Below are 17,145 nucleotides of genomic sequence, written 5' to 3' on the forward strand. Positions count from 1 at the left end.
GTGTGACACCGGCCGGTCCGGGTAACACTTCCGGATCTCCGGCTCTCACGTGGAAGGACCGCCATGGCCCTGGCCCAGGACGTCGACCCGAACCAGTTCACCGGGCTGACCGGCTGGGTGGCGAGCGTGATCGACTCGTTCGGCGCGGTCGGCGTGGCGCTTCTGGTGGCGCTGGAGAGCATCATCCCGCCGATCCCGAGCGAGATCGTGCTGGCGATGGCCGGCTACCTGTCCGCCGAGGGCCGGTTCAACGTGGTGTTCATCGTGGTCGCCGCGACAGTCGGCTCACTGATCGGCGCGCTGGTGCTCTACTGGCTCGGCGCGGCGCTCGGCGAGGACCGGCTCAAGCGCTGGCTGGACCACATCCCGCTGGTCGACCTGGAGGACCTGGAAAAGGCGGACCGCTGGTTCGAGCGGCACGGCCGGTGGGCGGTGCTGATCGGCCGGGTGGTGCCTGTGGTGCGCAGCCTGGTCTCCATCCCGGCGGGCGCCAACCGGATGCCGCTGGGCGAGTTCATCCTGCTCACCACGCTCGGCAGCGGGGTGTGGAACGCCCTGATCGTCGGCGCCGGGTTCACCCTCGGAACGCGGTGGGAGGACGTCGACAAGTACAGCCAGTGGTTCAACTACGCGATCTTCGCGGTCTTCGGTTTCATGATCGTGAGCTGGGCGGTGAAGAAGGTGCGCCGGCGGCGCGCCCGGCAGTCGGTGACCGCCGGGCGCTGACCGTCGCGCGGGCTCAGAACCCCGCGGTGATGCCGGTGAACTCCCAGGTGTTCTGCGCGATGCCGGAGCAGTTGGCGACCACGCCGCCGCCCGGGCAGGGCCGGTCCCGGTTGACCGACCAGAACGTGAACCGGGCCAGGCCGCGCGCCTTGGCCCAGTCGCGGATCTGCGTCCAGGTGGCCGGCGAGGTCAGCTCCTGCTGGTCGGAGAGGCCGTTCATGCCGGACAGGCCCATGTGGGCGTACGCGGTGGCGTCGGACCAGCCGAACGCGTTCTTCAGTGCGGTCTTCAGGCCCTCGGCCGCGTTCACGGTGTTCTGGTACATGTTCGCGCCGCCGCCGAAGTCGAACGGCATGATCGTGAACACGTCGATCCCGGCGCCCTTCGCGGCGGCCTGGTTGATCAGCCGGGTGCCGTAGTACGACGGCCCGGTGGTCGAGGTGCCGAACGTGATGATGGTCTTGATCCCCGGGTTGTTCTGCTTGACGATCTTGAGGGCGTCCAGGATGCGGTCCTGCACCACCTCGTTCTCGAACTCGTCGCTGTTCTCGATGTCGATGTCGATGGCCTTCAGCCCGTACGCGTTGATGACCTGCTGGTACGCGCCCGCGAGGGCGGCGGCGGACGAGCAGTTCGGGCCGAGCTTGTTGCCGCTCCAGCCGCCGAAGGACGGGATGACGTCGCCGCCGGCCGCCTTGATCGCGGCGATGGTGGCGGCGTGCGTGCCGCCGGTCAGCGGGCCGTTGCCGTCCCAGGCCGGGGTGCAGCCGCCGCCGGAGAGCACGAACGCGATGGTGAACCACTTGATCCCGGTAGCGCCCATCACCGTGGCGGGCGCGGGCGGGTCGCCCCAGCCCGGGTAGAGGTAGGGCGCGGCGGCCATCGCGCCACCGCCGCCACCGGTGCAGCCGCTGGTGGTGGCCGCGACCGCCGTCGACTTAGCCGACTCGCCGCTGCCGTTGTACGCGGCCACCGTGTAGCTGTGCCCGCTGCACGCGGCCAGCCCGGAGACGGTGGCCGAGGTGCCGGTGACGGTGGCCTTGACAGTGCCGCCCTCGTACACCCGGTAGCCGGTGACGGTGCCGGAGACCGCGTTCCAGGCCAGCGAGACGGCGGACGCGGTGGTGCCGGTGACCCGCAGCCCGCCGGGGGTGGCGGGGGCGCCCGGGTTGCCGGGGTTGCCGCCGCCGGTGCAGGAGGCGCCGTTGACCGTGCAGTTCACCGGGTCGCCGGTCCCGCTGACGACGAAGCCGAAGCTGGTGCTGGCGCCCGGGGCGAGCGCGCCGTTCCAGGACTGGTTGACGGCGGTGACGTGCTGGCCGGAGGTGGTCAGCCGGGCGTCCCAGAACGAGCCGAGCGTGCTGCCGGACGGCAGGTCGAACTGGACGTTCCACGAGGAGATCGCGGCGGAGCTGTCGTTCGTGACGGTGAACCGGGCCTCGTACCCGCTGCTCCAGCTGGAGGTGCGGACGAAGGCCGCGGTGGCGGCGGAGGCGGGCGGCGCGGCGAGCAGGGCACCGGCGACCACGGCGGTGGTCAGCGCGGCGGCGAGTGTCGCCAGGCGGGGGCGGAGTCTCACGGCGTCCTCCAGGGGACGGGCGGGGGATGGAGAGGGATTCACAACCGTCGACGTGCGCCTATTATTAGGAGTGTTAACTGTTTCTGTCCAGCACCGGTTCGGGCGCGGCCCGGAGGATGTGCCCGGGCCGCGCCTCGCCGCGCTCAGCGACGGAAGGTGAACCAGTTGACGTTGACGAAGTCGGACGGCTGCCCGCTGCTGAACGTCAGGTAGACGGTGTGCCGCCCGGTCACCGCGCCGACGTTGCCCGGCACCGAGCGCCAGGTCTGCCAGCCGCCCGTGTTGCCGACTGCGAAGCTCCCGATCGGCGGCGCGGTCGGGCTGTCCACCCGGACCTCCACCAGCCCGCTCACCCCGGACGCCGCGCCGGAGGCGACCCGGGCCACGAAGTCGCGCGGCGGCGTCGAGCCGAAGTCGACGTTGTCGTAGCGGGCCCAGTCGCCGTTGGCGAGCCAGCCGATGTCCTGCCCGCCCTCGGCGCACGTCTCCACCTGCACGCCGTTCTGCGCGTTGAACGACTCGGCCTGGATCGTCGAGTAGGCGTCGCGCACCCCGCCCGGCGGCGGCGTGGTCGGCGTCGGCGACGGGTTGCTCCCGCCACCCCGGGTGTAGACGGCCACGTAGTCGACCAGCATCGACCGGCCCGGCACGGTGGACGCGGTGGGCGTCGCCGAGCCGGCCACGCCGTCCGGGAAGCCGCCGCCCATCGCCACGTTGAGCAGCAGGAAGTAGCCGGCGTGGCCGGTCATCTGACTCCAGTACGGCTCACCGATCTGGTTCTGCCCGACGGTGTGGAAGAGCTGGCCGTCGACGTACCAGCGCAGTTGCTGCGGACTGGTCGAGGCGTCCCACTCGAACCGGTAGGTGTGGAACGCCGACTGGCAGGTGCTGCCCGGGCAGGCCCGGGACGCACCGATGCCGTTGAACTCCCCGCACGGGCCGCCCGGCGCGACGCCGCAGTGCAGCACGCCCCAGACCGAGTTGATCCCGTTGACGTTCTCCATCACGTCGAACTCGCCGATGCCCGGCCAGTTCTGGTAGTTGCCCCGGTACGGCGAGCCGAGCGCCCAGAACGCCGGCCAGTACCCGGACGCCGCCGCACCGGTGACGTTCGGCATCTGGATCCGGCCCTCCAGGGCCAGCACGCCGCCCGACGGCGGCTTGAAGTTCGCCCGTACCGTCTCGATCCGGGCGGAGGTCCAGCGGCCGGCCGAGTCCCGCAGCGGCGTGATGCGCAGGTTGCCCGAGCCGTCCTGGGCCAGGTTGGCAGTGCTGGACGTGTAGGTCTGGATCTCGCCGGTGCCCCAGTTGGCCGGGCCGCCGGGGTAGCTGGTGCCGGTGTCGATGATCCAGTTGGCGGACGAGGGCAGCGTGCCGGACGGGCCGGTGAAGTCGTCGCTCCACACGAGGTTCCACCCGGACGGTGTCGGGGGCACCGCGGCCTGGGCGGTCATCGAGACGCCGGCGAGTGCTGTGGTGAGCGCGAGGACGCCGGCGCCCAGGGCGAGCCGGCGGCGTGGTCGGGGCACGGTGGCGGAGGCGGCCGGAGCCGCCGGGATCGGGTTCATTCGGGGTGCCTCTCTGCGGGGGACGGGTCCGGGAGAGCGCTCTCTGAGAGCGATTTCTACGCGCCCGTCCCCGCACTTGTCAACGCTTGTCGATGGACTCCGCCGGCTGCGGCCGGCGCAGCACCACCTGCTCCAGCGCGGTCCACGCCGTGGTGGTGACCAGATAGAGCACGGCCGCCAGCGGCACCACGAGCGCCACCAGCACCGTGCCGTACGGCAGCAGCGGGAGCAGCCGCCCGAGCACCGCCGCGCCCGGCCCCTCGGCCGGCGTACCGGCCACGGTGCCGGTGGCCGCCGCCGCCCGGCGCATCCGCCGCGAGGACCACCAGGCCAGCGCCAGCAGCGCGGCCAGCAGCACCCCGAACACCAGCGGCACCGGACCGGCCAGCCCGTCGCCGAGGTGCCACCCCAGCGGTACGCCGGCGAGCCGCTCCCCCAGCAGCTCCGGTGCGCCGTCACCGGTGGCGAACAGGCGGTACATGACAAGGAAGAACGGTGCCTGCAACAGCGCCGGCAGGCAGCCGGCGACCGGGCTGGCCCCGGCGTTGCGGTAGAGCGCGAACAGCTCGCTCTGGAAGCGGGCCGGATCGTCGGCGTACCGGCGCTGGAGTTCCCGTACCTCGGGGGCGAGCGCGGTGCGGCGCCGCTCCCCGCGGACCTGCGCCACTGTCAGCGGGGAGATCAGCAGCCGGACGGCGACGGTGAACAGGACGATGGCGGCGGCCGTCGCGGCGCCGCCGGCGAGCGGGGCGAGCACGTCGGCGAGCCAGGTGACGACTGTGGCCGCGGCCGAGGCCGCGGAGTGCAACGGTGCGAAGGCGAGCATGGGCGGACCCCTCGATGGCGATTCCGGGTGTCCCGGGCGGCGGCATGCCGCGCGGCGGGACTGATGACGACGGAATCGGCCGCGAAAGCCGGGGTGGAGGAATCGGCGGCCCGCCGACGCGGGCCGGAAGGTGGCTACGCGGCCGAGGGGCGCAGGCCGGGCGCGCGGGGACGCGGACGCCCCGGCGCGTCCGGGTCGACCTGCCGGGGCACGCCCCGACGGCGGGCGCGGGCACGCAGGGCGGCGGCGAACCGGGTGCCGGGCGGCGTGGGCAGCGCGCGAACCCGCAGCGCGAGCAGGGTCGCCAGCAGCAGCGCGGCGACGACCGCCGCACCGGCGAGCAGCCCGGCCGGCCGGTCGGCGACCAGCGCGAGGGCGTAGGCCCACGCCCCCGTCAGCACCGCCAGGATCCCCGCCACACGGTGACAGTAGCCCGCCGTGTCACGCCCCGCGGCCCCGTGCGTCCACGCCGCCGCGCCGCCGGGCGGACCCCCACGACCCCGAACGGGCGAACCGGCGCCGACACGCCGCCGGGCGCGTTTCCGGGCCCGGACACGGTGGGTAACAGGCCATCGACCACGCGGCACGGTGCCGCAAGCGGTCCCGAGGAAGACGGTGGTGACGATGAGTGGCTCAGTGGCGGAGCGGGAGCGGAGCGCCGCAGCGGGCGGAACCGACCTGCTGACAGTCGGCGTCGAGGAGGAGTTCCTGCTCGCCGACCCGCACACCGGGACCGCCGTACCCGCCGTGGACCTGGTGATGGAGCAGGTGCCGGCCGAGCTGCGGGGCCAGGTGGAACGCGAGTTCCAGACCAGCCAGATCGAGATCGGCAGCCCGCCCGGGCTGGACCTGTCCTCGATCCGGCACTCGCTGTCGATGCTGCGCGCCGAGCTGGCCGACGCGGCCGAGCGGGCCGGCGTACGGCTGCTGGCGATCGGCACCGGGCCGGTCGACGGGCCGGTGCCGCCGGTGGTGGACAAGCCGCGCTTCGACCGGATGATCGAGCGGTTCCGGCTGCTGGTGCCCGGCCCCGGCAACAACGGCATGCACATCCACGTCGGCATTCCCGACCCGGACACCGGCGTGCAGGTGCTCAACCACGTCCGGCCGTGGCTGCCGATCCTGCACGCGGCCACCGCGAACTCCCCGTTCTCCCGGGGCGAGGACACCGGGTACGCGAGCTGGCGCTCGGTGGAGTGGGAACGCTGGCCGTCGGTCGCGCCCACCCCGTACCTGGAGTCGCACGAGCACTACGAGCGGCTGATCCGGCAGCTCATCGCCAGCGGCGTGATGCTGGACGAGGGAATGCTCTACTGGTACGCCCGGCTCTCCGCCAAGTACCCCACCGTGGAGATCCGCATCGGCGACGTCTGCCCGTCGGTGGACGACGCGGTGCTGGTGGCGGCGCTGGTCCGCGCGCTCGTCGCGACAGCGCTCACCGACATCGCCGCCGGCCGTCCGGCCGTCAACACCGACCACCACCTCCTGGTGGCGGCGCACTGGCGGGCCGCCCACGACGGGCTGGAGGGCGAGGGCGTCGACCTCACCGACGGTGAGCTGCGCCCGGCCTGGGAACTGCTGGACCGGCTCGTCGACCGGCTGCGCCCGGAACTGGAACGGCACGGCGACCTGGACCGGGTCACCGATCTGCTGGGCGGGCTGCGCCGGCACGGCAGCGGCGCGGCGCGGCAGCGCGCGGTGTTCGAGCGCACCGGCAGCCTCGTCGACGTGGTCGCGGACGTGGCACGGCAGACCCGTGGCTGAGCGGCCGTGCGGCCGCGGCCCGGCGTGACAGGATGGGCGACGTGGCCGAGCGCATGATCGTCATCGGCGGCGACGCCGCCGGAATGTCGGCGGCGTCGCAGGCGCGACGCCGCCGCCGCGACCGCTCCGACCTGGAGATCGTCGCGTTCGAGCGGGGGCACTTCACCTCCTACTCGGCCTGCGGCATCCCCTACTGGGTGAGCGGCGTGGTCGAGGAGCGGGACGAGTTGATCTCCCGCGACCCGGAGACCTTCCGCGACGAGTTCGGCATCGAGGTCCGCACCCGGCACGAGGTCACCGCCATCGACCTCGACCGCCGCGAGGTCCTCGCGCGGGACCTGGACGGCGGCGGCGAGGTCCGCGCCGGTTTCGACACCCTGGTGTACGCCACCGGCGCGTCACCGATCCAGCCGGACTGGGCGCGCGACGACGTGTCGGGGGTGTTCGGCGTGCAGACGCTCGACGACGGCGCGGCGCTGATCGACTGGCTCGCACGTGAGCCCCGGCCGCGGCGGGCGGTGGTGGTCGGCGGCGGCTACGTCGGCGTCGAGATGGCCGAGGCGCTCGTGCAGCGCGGGCTCTCGGTGCAGCTGGTCGAGCAGGCCGACCAGCCGATGTCGACTGTGGACCCGGACATGGGCGAGCTGGTGGTCGAGGCGATGCGGGCCACCGGGATCAACGTCCGTACCGGCATCACCGTCACCGGCCTGGAGGAGCGGGACGGCCGGATCCGCGCGGTGCTCACCGACGAGGGGCCGATCCCGGCCGACGTCGTGGTGCTGGGTCTCGGGGTACGCCCCAACACCGCGCTCGCCGAGGCCGCCGGCCTGCCGATCGGTCCCTCCGGGGCGATCCGGGTGGACCGGCGGATGCGGGTGCCGGGCGTGCCCGGCGTCTGGGCGGCGGGCGACTGCGTGGAGTCCCTGCACCGGGTCAGCGGCATGCCGGTGCACATCCCGCTCGGCACGCACGCCAACAAGCAGGGCCGCGTGGCGGGCATCAACATCGGCGGCGGGTACGCCACCTTCCCCGGCGTCATCGGCACCGCCGTCACAAAGGTCTGCGAGCTGGAGGTGGGCCGCACCGGGCTGCGCGAGCGGGACGCCCGGGAGGCCGGCTTCGAGTTCGTCACCGTGCACACCCAGTCGACGAACCGGGCCGGCTACTACCCGGGCGCGCGGCCGATGACGATCAAGCTGATCGCCGAGCGGCCCAGCGGGCGGCTGCTCGGGGCGCAGATCGTCGGCTGGTCCGAGGCGGCCAAGCGGATCGACGCGCTCGCGGTGGCACTGTGGAACGGCATGACGGTGGACGAGATGACAGCGCTCGACCTGGGGTACGCGCCGCCGTACGCCCCGGTGTGGGATCCGGTGCTGATCGCCGCCCGCAAGGCCGTCGACGCCCTCGCCGCCGTGTAAGGAAGGGCCCCCTATTAACGCCTCCGGTAGAGGAAGGGCCCCTTCTTAACACCGAGACCCGGGTTTGTCGGTGCCGGGGGTTAGCGTGTGCGCGTCGCCGGTCCGGCACTCCCCTCGGAGGTAACCCCACATGTCCCAGGAGACGACCTACCTCGAACTGTCCGAAGTGGACGGTGGAGCCCACAAGTTCTACGAGGTGGTGGTCGACGACACCGCGATGACAGTGCGCTTCGGGCGGATCGGCGACCAGGGCCAGGTGAAGACCAGCACCTACCCGGACAACTCCCGCGCCCGCGCCGCCGCGGCGAAGAAGATCGGCGAGAAGATCCGCAAGGGGTACGCCCCGGCGGTGCCCGGCGTACGCCAGAAGCGCACTGTCTCGCGCCGGCAGATCGTCAGCACCCGCTCGACCGCCCGCACCGCCCCGGTCCTCTGGCGGTACGCCTCGGGCGCCCCCGCCTTCGGCATCTTCGTCGACGACAGGCACTGCATGGTCGGCAACGAACACGGCGTGATCACCACGCTCGACCACGACGCCCGCCTGGTCAACCAGGTCCGGCTGCCCGACGGGGTGAAGTGCATCGTCGCCGACGACGCCTGGGTCTACGCCGGCTGCGACGACGGCAACGTCTACGACCTGTCCGGCAAGGTGCCCCGCGCGGCGTACGCGATCGCGCCCGAGATCGACATCTACTGGCTGGACATCCACGACGGCGTGCTGGGCGTGTCCGACCGCGACGGCGGCATCTCGGCGATCGACCACGAGGACGAGTTCCTCTGGCGCCGGCCGGGGCGGGGCCGGTCGGCGTGGATGGTCCGCTGCGACGCCGACGCGCTCTACCACGGCCACTCGCAGGGCGTCACCGGTTACGACTGGCGCACCGGGCGGGAGCTGTGGCACACCGGCACCGGCGCGGTGCTGTTCGGCTGGCAGGAGCGCGACGCGGTCTTCGCCGGCACCGGCACCCGCGAGGTGGTGCGCCTGCGCAAGGACGGCCGGGCCGAGCAGGTCTACCGCTGCGACTCGGCGGTCTTCTCCTGCGCCACAGCCGAGGGCGGCCGGTACGTGTTCGCCGGCGACAGCGCCTCCTCGATCTACTGCTTCGACCAGGCCGGCAACCGGTTGTGGAAGCTCGGCACCGGCTGCGGCTCGGCATACTCGATGCAGTACCACGACAACCGGCTCTACGTGGTCACCACGAGCGGCCACCTGGCCTGCATCGACGCGAGCGAGGCGGCGATCCGGGCGGCCGAGGCGGGCAGCGTGCCCGACGTGGTCGACGTCAAGGCGCCGGCCCGGATGCCGGAGACGGCCGCCTGGACCTCGGTCGAGGTGACCACCGACGACCGTGACGGCGTGCTGGTGCAGTGCGTCGAGCAGGGCGGCCGGCTGCGCGTGCACGTCCTCGCCGACGGCTACCGGCGGGACTGGTCGGTGCAGTTCCCCAAGGGCATCCGTGAGCCGGGCGCGCGCTACCTGGTCACCGAGGTCCGCGAGTCGGGCCGTGGCGGCTTCTACCGGGCGTACGGGGACATCCGCCGACTGCGTTGACGCGCACCGGCGAGGCGGGCCGCACGAGGCCGGGCCGGGACAGCGGATCGTCGCCGTACCAGCCAGGATGTGCCGATGCGGTACGACATTCCCGAAGGGCTGCGCTGGGTCGAGCGGACGGAGGCCGGCCGGGCGTGGCTCGCGGAGCTGCCCGGCCGGCTGGCCCACTGCGTCGCGCGGTGGGAGCTGACGGTCGGCCCGCCGTTCGCGTACGCGTTCGCCTCGCTGGCGCTGCCCGCGACGCTTCCCGACGGCACGCGGGCGGTGCTGAAGCTCCAGTACCCGGACGACGACAGCGTCCACGAGGCGACAGCGCTGGCACACTGGGCCGGTCGGGGCGCGATCCGGCTGCTCGCCCACGACGCCGACCGGCGCGCGCTGCTCGTGGAACGGTGCGATCCCGGTACGCCGTTGCACGCGCTGGCGGCCGACGCCGCGCTCGACGTCGCGGTCGGCCTGCTGCCGGGGCTCGCGGTGCCGGCCGGCGCGCCGTTCACCTCGCTGGCCGAGGAGGCGGCCGGGTGGGCGGAGCGGATGCCTGGCAACTGGCGACGGGCCGGGCGCCCGTACGAGCGGCGCCTGCTCGACGCCGCGCTCGGGCTGCTCGCCGAGCTGGCGCCGGGCCAGGGCGAGCAGGTGCTTGTCAACCAGGACCTGCACGCCGGCAACATCCTGGCCGCCGCACGCGAGCCGTGGCTGGTGATCGACCCGAAGCCGCTGGTCGGCGAGCGGGAGTTCGCCGTGGTGCCGCTCGTGCGCGGCGCGGAGCTGGGGCACTCCCCGGCGGCGGTGCGGCACCGGCTCGACCGGCTCAGCGCCGGCCTGGGCCTGGACCGGGAGCGGGTACGCGGCTGGGCGATCGGTCAGACGGTGGCCTGGAGCATCGGCGGCGACCAGGTCTTCCCCGGCAACGTCGAGGTCGCCCGGTGGCTGCTCGACGAGACGTGACAGCGCCGCCGCACCCGGGAGGGCGCGACGCGGCCGACGCGACAGCCGGTGCGGCGCGCGGTCAGCCCGCCTGGCAGGCAGGGCACCAGTAGAGGTTGCGGCCGGCCAGTGTGCCCCGGCTGACCGGGGTGCCGCAGACGTGGCAGGGCGCGCCGGGGCGGCGGTAGACGTACACCTCGCCACCGTGCCTGTCGACGCGCGGCGCGCGGCCTGTCACCTCCGGCAGGTCGGCGTCGCGCACCGTGTCGATCCGCCCCCGCTCGACAGCCCGGGTCATCAGCGCGACCAGGTCTGCCCAGAGTTCGGTCCAGCCGGCCGGCGTCAGTTCCCGCCCGGGCAGCAGCGGCGGCAGCCCGGCCCGGAACAGCGCCTCGGTCACGAAGATCAGGCCGGTGCCGGCCACCACCGACTGGTCGAGCAGCAGCGCCGCGAGCGGGGTGGGGCTGCGCCGGATCCGCGCGTACGCCCGGTCCGGGTCGGCGTCGGCGCGCAGCGGGTCCGGCCCGAGCCGGTCGCGCAGCGCCGCCACCTCCGGCGGGGTCAGCAGCTCGCAGGCGGTCGGACCGCGCAGCTCCAGCCAGTTCCGGTCGCTGTGCAGGCGCAGCCGCAGCTGCCCGACCGGGGCCGGCGGCTCCCCCGGCCCGTCGGCGAACTTCCCGTACAGACCCAGGTGTACGTGCAGCGTCAACTCGCCCGCGTAGTGGTGCAGCAGGTGCTTGCCGTACGCCTCGGTGCCGTCCAGCACGGTGCCGCTCAGGCGGGCCACGCCCTCGGCGAAGCGGCCCTGCGGGCTGTCGGCGTGCACCTTGTCGCCCGCGAACAGCTCGGCGTGCCGGGCGGCGAGGCGGTGGATGCTGTGTCCCTCTGGCACGACCGCCAAGCGTAGCCAGCGGGTCGCACCGTCGGCGACGTCGGGTCGTGGGACGGCATTGAATCGATGCTCGTCGACTGAAAGACTGGCTGCGGTAGCGCTCGGGAGCCAGTGCGAGCCGCTCGATCTCGCCGGAGGGACAAGCGCGGGGTGATGCGCCGCCCCGGTGCCGGGCAGTCGTCTCCGGCAGTCCACCGTGCCGCCGCGCCGCCCCTCGGGGACGGCTGGGCACCAGCCGATCACGCGGCGGCGACATCGCGGTCCACCACCGCGGCGCCGACCACCCCCGGCGCCCCCAGTTCGGGAGAGACACATGCTCCGTACGCTCGGCGCGGCCCTGGCCGCCGTGCTCGCCCTGACCGGCCTGGCCGCCTCGGCGGACGCCGGCCGGTCCCCCGCCACCACGGCGATGACGCCTGCCACCGCGGCGACGCCAACCCCCACGCCCACGTACGCCTGCCCGCCGGCGCTGCCGGTCACCGGCCAGGTGACCGGTGCCACCACGACCAGCATCACCATCACCTACTGGATGGTGCTCAGCCCGCCCTGCGGCTACGACCCGCCGCTCCTCATCAGCCTCTTCGCCAGCCGCGAGGACGCCACCGCGTGGCGCGATCCGGTGGCCGAGGCGGTCACCGGACCGGAACGGTCGGGGAAGGTGACGCTCGGCGGCCTGACCCCCGGTACCGAGTACTGGTTCCGGTTCGGCGACACCAAGGGCACGCGGGATCCGTACGTGATCGGCGGCCCGGCGCGCACGCTGTCGCTCTGTTCCGCGACGGCCACCATCGACAGCCGGTGGGACGGTGGCTTCGTCGCGACAGTGACGGTGCGCAACGACGGCGCCGAGCCGGTCCCGGGCTGGCTCGTGTCGTGGCGGTGGTCCGGTGACGAGCACATCCGGTCGGTCTGGGGCGGCGTGGTCGAGGGCGCCGGGCAGGACGTCGCGGTGCGCAACGCCTCCTGGAACGGGACGCTGGCACCCGGCGGTTCGGCGACGTTCGGCCTGCTCGTGGCGGCGGGCACGACGCCCGCCGCGATCACGCCGGTCTGCGGGCGGTGACCGCCATGCGACGGCACGGCGGCAGGGGCCGCCTCCTGGCGGCGGGGCTGGCGCTCGCGGTGGCCCTGGCGGCGACAGTGCTGGGGCCGGCGGCGGGTGCGCTCGCCGCGCCGGTGACGGTCACGAACGGCACCCAGTTCACCGACACGAGCGGCGCGGTGGTGCACGCCCACGGCGGCGGCGTGCTCGAGGTCGGCGACTACTACTACTGGTTCGGCGAGAACCGCAACCCGGACAACACGTTCCGGGCGGTGTCGGTCTACCGTTCCACGGACCTGCGTACCTGGGAGTTCCGCAACAACGTGCTCACCCAGTCGTCGGCCGCCGAACTGCGGGTCGCCAACATCGAGCGGCCGAAGGTCGTCTACAACGCGGGCACCGGCCGGTTCGTGATGTGGATGCACAAGGAGAACGGGTCCGACTACAACGAGGCGCGGGCCGCCGTCGCCTCCTCGGCGACTGTGGACGGGAACTACACCTACCACGGCAGCTTCCGGCCGCTGGGGCAGCACATGTCCCGCGACATCACGCTCTACAACGACAACGGCACCGCGTACATGATCTCGGCGGCCGACGACAACTACGACCTGAACATCTACCGGCTCACGCCGGACTACCTGAACGTGGCCGCCCTGGTGGGCAACTTCTGGGACGGTGCCCACCGCGAGGCGCCCGCGATGTTCAAGCGGGGCTCGACGTACTTCCTGCTGACGTCGGGGGCGACGGGCTGGAGCCCGAACCAGGCCCGGTACGCCACCGCGCCGAGCATCGCGGGGCCGTGGAGCGGCTGGACCGACGTGGGCAACGGCACCGCCTTCAACTCCCAGCCGGCCTTCGTGCTGCCGATCCAGGGCACGTCCGGCACCAGCTACCTCTACCTGGGTGACAGGTGGGCGGGCGCGTGGGGCGGCCCGGCCAACGACTCCCAGTACGTGTGGCTGCCGATCACCTTCCCGACCGCCACCAGCATGAGCCTGACCTGGTATCCGTCGATCACCATCGACACGGCGGCGGGCACCGTCACCGGGAACTCGCCCGCGTACTACCGCGTCACGGCCCGGCACAGCGGCCGGGTGCTCGATGTGATCAACGGCTCCACGGCGAACAACGCCGAGGTCAAGCAGTGGAGCTGGAACGGCGGCGGCAATCAGCGGTGGGAGTTCCAGGACGCCGGAGGTGGCTGGTTCCGCCTGGTCAACGCCGGAAGCGGCAAGTGTCTCGACGTCGCGAACGCGTCCACCGCCGACGGCGCCAACATCATCCAGTACACCTGCGGCAGCGGCGCCAACCAGCAGTGGCAGTGGGCCGCGCTGGGCGGCTGGTTCCAGCTGCGGGCGCGGCACAGCGGCAAGTGCCTGGACGTGGTGAACGCCGGCACCGGCGACGGCGCGGACGTGCAGCAGTACACCTGCGGCGCGGGCACCAACCAGCAGTGGTCACGCACCGTGTCCTGACCGGCGCCGATCTCCGCACGCTCCGGTGCTGGTCGCCTGAGCGTGCGGAGCAGCCGACGGGTGTCGATTTCGGCACACCTGGGTACTTCCTTTCTGTCATGCGCGGCCTCCGCGCCTGGATCAGGAGGTGCCATCGTGAAGATCCTGTCCCGCCGGAACCCTCCGGCGACCAGTACCGATACCAACGGCGACGGCGTGGTCGACGAGCGCGACCGGACCGCCGAGCAGCCGGCCGGCCGGCCCGTGGTCACCGACCGCGACGAGGAGCGGACCACGTACCGCAGCGCCGCCACCGCGACCGAGAACGAGCGTGCCCGGGACGCGGTGGCCGACCGGGACGCGCGCGATCTCGACGCGGCGACGCCGGCCGACGACCGCACGACCGACCTCCGGGGAGCGGCCACGACGGCCCACGGCCGGAACGCGGCGGCCGACGACGAGCCGGACGCCGAGGCCCGGCGCCGGGCCGCGGACCGGGGCGCGGCGGCGCGAGCGGTCACCGGCCGCCGGGTCGACGCCGACACCCGGACGGTTCCGGTGACCGACGCCCGGACCGCCGGTGCGACGCCCGCCGTCGGAGCCCCCGTCGCCGAGCCCACCGTCGACCTGGACCGCGACGGCCGCCCGGACCACACCGACCTCGACCGGGACGGCCGCCCCGACGGTACGGATGCCGATCGCGACGGCCGGGTGGACCGGCCGGAGCCGTACACCACAAAGCGTCCCCGGGCCAGCCTGCTCGCCACGCTCGGCCTGATCGTCTCGGTGGTCGGGGCGTTGTTCGTGCTCTCCGGCACGCTCGCCGGGTACGGCATCGGGCTCGGCGCGGCCGGCGCGGTGCTGGCGGTGCTGGGCCTGATCGCCACCCGTCGGCGGCACGTGGCCGGCAAGACCGACGCGCTGATCGGCATCGCGGTGGGCCTTTCCGCGGTGGTGCTCGGCATCGTGGCGATGACCGGCCAGTTCGACTGGCCGACCACCGACGGCGACTGGGTGGGCCGCTTCCGCGAGTGGCTCGACTCACAGTTTGGCGCCTGGTTCTGACGGGCACCTTTCCGATCGCCGGCAGGGCCGGCCAGCCCGATCAGATCTGGTGGTTCACCAGCCGGGCGACACCTCTTTCGGGGGCGGCGGTTCGCCGCCCCCGAAGTGTGTCCGGCGTCGGCGCAATGATTGCTCACTGGTGACCGATTCAACGCAACGATTCGCCGCCGAACGCAACTTCTCGCGGTGGATGTCGTCTACCGGGGCCGCATAACGTTGGACCACGGCGCCAGCCCGTGGGCCGACGGTGGCCGGGCGCGCCCGACCCTGGGAGCACGACATGACGATGGACGCCATCCGCCAGCGCTTTCTGATGTGCCGGCCGACGTACTTCGCCGTCGACTACGCGATCAACCCGTGGATGGACCCCACCGCCCCGGTCGACGCCGACCTGGCGATCCGGCAGTGGGAGCGGCTTCGCCGGACGTACCTGGACCTGGGCCACGAGGTCGAGCTGATCGAGCCGGTCGTCGGCCTGCCGGACATGGTCTTCGCCGCGAACGGCGGCACCGTGATCGACGGCAGGGCCATGGCGGTGCAGTTCCGCGACCCGCAGCGCGCCGACGAGGCGCCCGCGTACCGGGCCTGGTTCGAGGGCGCCGGCTTCGAGATGTACGACCCGAAGCACGTCAACGAGGGCGAGGGCGACGTCCTGCTGGCCGGCGACCACCTGCTCGCCGGCACCGGGTTCCGCACCGCGCACGCCTCCCACGCGCAGCTCCAGGAGGTCTTCGGCTACCCGGTGGTGACCATGCAGCTGGTGGACCCCCGCTTCTACCACCTGGACACCGCGCTCACGGTGCTCGACGAGCGCACCGTGGCGTACCTGCCGGAGGCGTTCTCCCCCGGCAGCCGGGCGGTGCTGCGCCGGCTGTTCCCGGACGCGATCCACGCCACCATGGCCGACGCCGAGGTGCTGGGCCTGAACGCGGTCAGCGACGGCCGGCACGTGGTGCTGCCCGCGCAGGCCACCGACCTGGCCGCGAAGCTGCGCGACCGGGGCTACGAGACCATCGGGATCGACCTGTCCGAGCTGCGCAAGGCCGGCGGCGGACCGAAGTGCTGCACGTTGCGACTCCGTCAGGGAAAGGCGAGCAAGTGATCATCGACGACATGCTGCGGACTCCGTCCGCGGTCCGGGACGCGGAGCGTCACACGGCGCACAACTACCACCCGCTGCCCGTGGTGATCTCGTCGGCCGAGGGCGCCTGGCTGACCGACGTGGACGGCCGCCGCTACCTCGACTGCCTGGCGGGATACTCGGCGCTGAACTTCGGCCACCGGCACCCGAAACTGATCGAGGCCGCGCACGCGCAGCTCGACCGGCTCACGCTGACCAGCCGCGCGTTCATCCACGACCAGTTCGCCGACTTCTGCCGCGAGCTGGCCGCGCTCTGCGGCAAGGACCTGGTGCTGCCGATGAACACCGGCGCCGAGGCGGTGGAGACCGGCATCAAGGTGGCCCGCAAGTGGGGCTACCAGGTCAAGGGCGTCACGCCGGGCCAGGCCAACATCGTGGTGGCGGAGGGCAACTTCCACGGCCGTACGACCACGATCGTCAGCTTCTCCACCGACGAGGACGCGCGCGCCGACTTCGGGCCGTACACCCCGGGTTTCACTGTGGTCCCCTACGGCGACCTGGACGCGCTGACCGAGGCGATCGACGAGAACACGGTGGCCGTGCTGCTGGAGCCGATCCAGGGTGAGCAGGGTGTCGTGGTGCCGCCGGAGGGCTACCTGCCGGGTGTGCGCCGGGTCTGCACCGAGCGCGACGTGCTGTTCGTCGCCGACGAGATCCAGTCGGGGCTGGGGCGTACCGGGGCGACGTTCGCCTGCGAGCACGAGGGCGTCGAGCCGGACATGTACCTGCTGGGCAAGGCGCTCGGCGGCGGCATCGTGCCGGTGTCGGCGGTGGCCGCGAACCGCGACGTGCTGGGTGTGCTCCAGCCGGGTCAGCACGGCTCGACGTTCGGCGGCAACCCGCTGGCCTGCGCGGTAGCGACCGAGGTGGTCCGGCTGCTGGCCACCGGCGAGTTCCAGCGCCGCTCGGCCGAGCTGGGCGAGCGGCTGCACGCCGGCCTGCGCGGCCTGATCGGCAAGGGCCTGGTGGCGGTACGCGGTCGCGGCCTGTGGGCCGGGCTGGACATCGACCCGGCGCTGATGACGGGCCGGCAGGCGTGCGAGCGGCTGATGGAGCGCGGTGTGCTCGCGAAGGACACGCACGGCTCGACCATCCGGCTCGCCCCGCCGCTGGTGATCACCGAGGACGAGATCGACCACGCGGTGGCGCAGCTCGCCGCCGTGCTGGCCGGCTGAGGGCGTACGCCTCACT

Annotated in this window: 15 protein-coding genes; 10 read left to right on the forward strand and 5 right to left on the reverse strand. The window is 73.2% G+C overall.

Features of this window, described 5'->3' with window-relative positions; translation table 11 throughout:
* The first annotated feature begins 63 nt into the window (after window positions 1-63).
* A complete protein-coding gene (locus ACGFIA_RS22050; protein ID WP_357383822.1) occupies window positions 64-726 on the forward strand; it encodes a DedA family protein in 663 nt (220 codons plus the stop codon).
* A gap of 13 nt (window positions 727-739) precedes the next feature.
* Here ACGFIA_RS22050 and ACGFIA_RS22055 read toward each other — a convergent pair whose 3' ends face one another.
* The 4 genes from ACGFIA_RS22055 to ACGFIA_RS22070 form a co-directional block, all read right to left on the reverse strand.
* The gene (locus ACGFIA_RS22055; RefSeq protein WP_357474615.1) at window positions 740-2,305 is read right to left on the reverse strand and encodes a cellulose binding domain-containing protein; all 1,566 of its coding nucleotides are present in this window, start codon (window positions 2,303-2,305) and stop codon (window positions 740-742) included.
* A gap of 143 nt (window positions 2,306-2,448) precedes the next feature.
* On the reverse strand, window positions 2,449-3,873 hold the full coding sequence (locus ACGFIA_RS22060) for a carbohydrate-binding protein (protein WP_357383817.1): 1,425 nt from the start codon (window positions 3,871-3,873) through the stop codon (window positions 2,449-2,451).
* Between the two features lie 79 nt (window positions 3,874-3,952).
* On the reverse strand, window positions 3,953-4,699 hold the full coding sequence (locus tag ACGFIA_RS22065) for a YidC/Oxa1 family membrane protein insertase (RefSeq protein ID WP_393261749.1): 747 nt from the start codon (window positions 4,697-4,699) through the stop codon (window positions 3,953-3,955).
* Window positions 4,700-4,833: 134 nt separating this feature from the next.
* Window positions 4,834-5,118, reverse strand: coding sequence for a DUF6412 domain-containing protein (locus tag ACGFIA_RS22070; protein ID WP_357383813.1), 285 nt, complete (start codon window positions 5,116-5,118; stop codon window positions 4,834-4,836).
* A gap of 196 nt (window positions 5,119-5,314) precedes the next feature.
* On the opposite strand from ACGFIA_RS22070, the gene ACGFIA_RS22075 reads away from it, so the two are divergent.
* The 4 genes from ACGFIA_RS22075 to ACGFIA_RS22090 all read left to right on the forward strand — a co-directional run bounded on the left by ACGFIA_RS22075 (window position 5,315) and on the right by ACGFIA_RS22090 (window position 10,381).
* A complete protein-coding gene (locus tag ACGFIA_RS22075; RefSeq protein ID WP_357383811.1) occupies window positions 5,315-6,463 on the forward strand; it encodes a glutamate--cysteine ligase in 1,149 nt (382 codons plus the stop codon).
* A 41-nt stretch (window positions 6,464-6,504) separates the two neighbouring features.
* A complete protein-coding gene (locus ACGFIA_RS22080) occupies window positions 6,505-7,881 on the forward strand; it encodes an FAD-dependent oxidoreductase (protein WP_357383809.1) in 1,377 nt (458 codons plus the stop codon).
* Window positions 7,882-8,011: 130 nt separating this feature from the next.
* On the forward strand, window positions 8,012-9,433 hold the full coding sequence (locus tag ACGFIA_RS22085; protein ID WP_393261753.1) for a WGR domain-containing protein: 1,422 nt from the start codon (window positions 8,012-8,014) through the stop codon (window positions 9,431-9,433).
* Between the two features lie 75 nt (window positions 9,434-9,508).
* Window positions 9,509-10,381: an aminoglycoside phosphotransferase family protein gene (locus tag ACGFIA_RS22090; protein ID WP_357472270.1), complete on the forward strand. Its 873-nt coding sequence runs from the start codon at window positions 9,509-9,511 to the stop codon at window positions 10,379-10,381.
* A 61-nt stretch (window positions 10,382-10,442) separates the two neighbouring features.
* On the opposite strand, the gene ACGFIA_RS22095 is transcribed toward ACGFIA_RS22090, so the two are convergent.
* A complete protein-coding gene (locus ACGFIA_RS22095; RefSeq protein ID WP_393261756.1) occupies window positions 10,443-11,252 on the reverse strand; it encodes an Fpg/Nei family DNA glycosylase in 810 nt (269 codons plus the stop codon).
* Window positions 11,253-11,565: 313 nt separating this feature from the next.
* Here ACGFIA_RS22095 and ACGFIA_RS22100 point away from each other — a divergent pair, with 313 nt between their 5' ends.
* From ACGFIA_RS22100 to rocD, 5 genes are all read left to right on the forward strand, one after another.
* Window positions 11,566-12,315: a cellulose binding domain-containing protein gene (locus ACGFIA_RS22100; RefSeq protein ID WP_393261759.1), complete on the forward strand. Its 750-nt coding sequence runs from the start codon at window positions 11,566-11,568 to the stop codon at window positions 12,313-12,315.
* Window positions 12,316-12,320: 5 nt separating this feature from the next.
* Window positions 12,321-13,769 carry an RICIN domain-containing protein gene (locus tag ACGFIA_RS22105; protein WP_393261762.1) on the forward strand — a complete coding sequence of 483 codons (1,449 nt, stop codon included), beginning with the start codon at window positions 12,321-12,323 and terminating at the stop codon, window positions 13,767-13,769.
* Between the two features lie 135 nt (window positions 13,770-13,904).
* Window positions 13,905-14,813: a thrombospondin gene (locus tag ACGFIA_RS22110; protein ID WP_357383797.1), complete on the forward strand. Its 909-nt coding sequence runs from the start codon at window positions 13,905-13,907 to the stop codon at window positions 14,811-14,813.
* 286 nt (window positions 14,814-15,099) lie between these two features.
* On the forward strand, window positions 15,100-15,915 hold the full coding sequence (ddaH, locus tag ACGFIA_RS22115) for a dimethylargininase (protein ID WP_393261879.1): 816 nt from the start codon (window positions 15,100-15,102) through the stop codon (window positions 15,913-15,915).
* The gene (rocD, locus tag ACGFIA_RS22120; protein ID WP_357383927.1) at window positions 15,915-17,129 is read left to right on the forward strand and encodes an ornithine--oxo-acid transaminase; all 1,215 of its coding nucleotides are present in this window, start codon (window positions 15,915-15,917) and stop codon (window positions 17,127-17,129) included. Before ddaH ends, rocD begins: the two co-directional genes overlap by 1 nt.
* Window positions 17,130-17,145: the final 16 nt, after the last annotated feature.

Source organism: Micromonospora sp. NPDC049203 (assembly GCF_043197215.1).
GTDB lineage: Bacteria > Actinomycetota > Actinomycetes > Mycobacteriales > Micromonosporaceae > Micromonospora.

Bases quoted from the DNA above. Each gene is read 5' to 3' on its own strand.
- ACGFIA_RS22060 (WP_357383817.1), bottom strand. From the start codon at position 3,873: ATGAACCCGATCCCGGCGGCTCCGGCCGCCTCCGCCACCGTGCCCCGA.
- ACGFIA_RS22065 (WP_393261749.1), bottom strand. From the start codon at position 4,699: ATGCTCGCCTTCGCACCGTTGCACTCCGCGGCCTCGGCCGCGGCCACA.
- ACGFIA_RS22090 (WP_357472270.1), top strand. From the start codon at position 9,509: ATGCGGTACGACATTCCCGAAGGGCTGCGCTGGGTCGAGCGGACGGAG.
- ACGFIA_RS22085 (WP_393261753.1), top strand. From the start codon at position 8,012: ATGTCCCAGGAGACGACCTACCTCGAACTGTCCGAAGTGGACGGTGGA.
- ACGFIA_RS22105 (WP_393261762.1), top strand. From the start codon at position 12,321: ATGCGACGGCACGGCGGCAGGGGCCGCCTCCTGGCGGCGGGGCTGGCG.
- ACGFIA_RS22050 (WP_357383822.1), top strand. From the start codon at position 64: ATGGCCCTGGCCCAGGACGTCGACCCGAACCAGTTCACCGGGCTGACC.
- ddaH (WP_393261879.1), top strand. From the start codon at position 15,100: ATGGACGCCATCCGCCAGCGCTTTCTGATGTGCCGGCCGACGTACTTC.
- ACGFIA_RS22100 (WP_393261759.1), top strand. From the start codon at position 11,566: ATGCTCCGTACGCTCGGCGCGGCCCTGGCCGCCGTGCTCGCCCTGACC.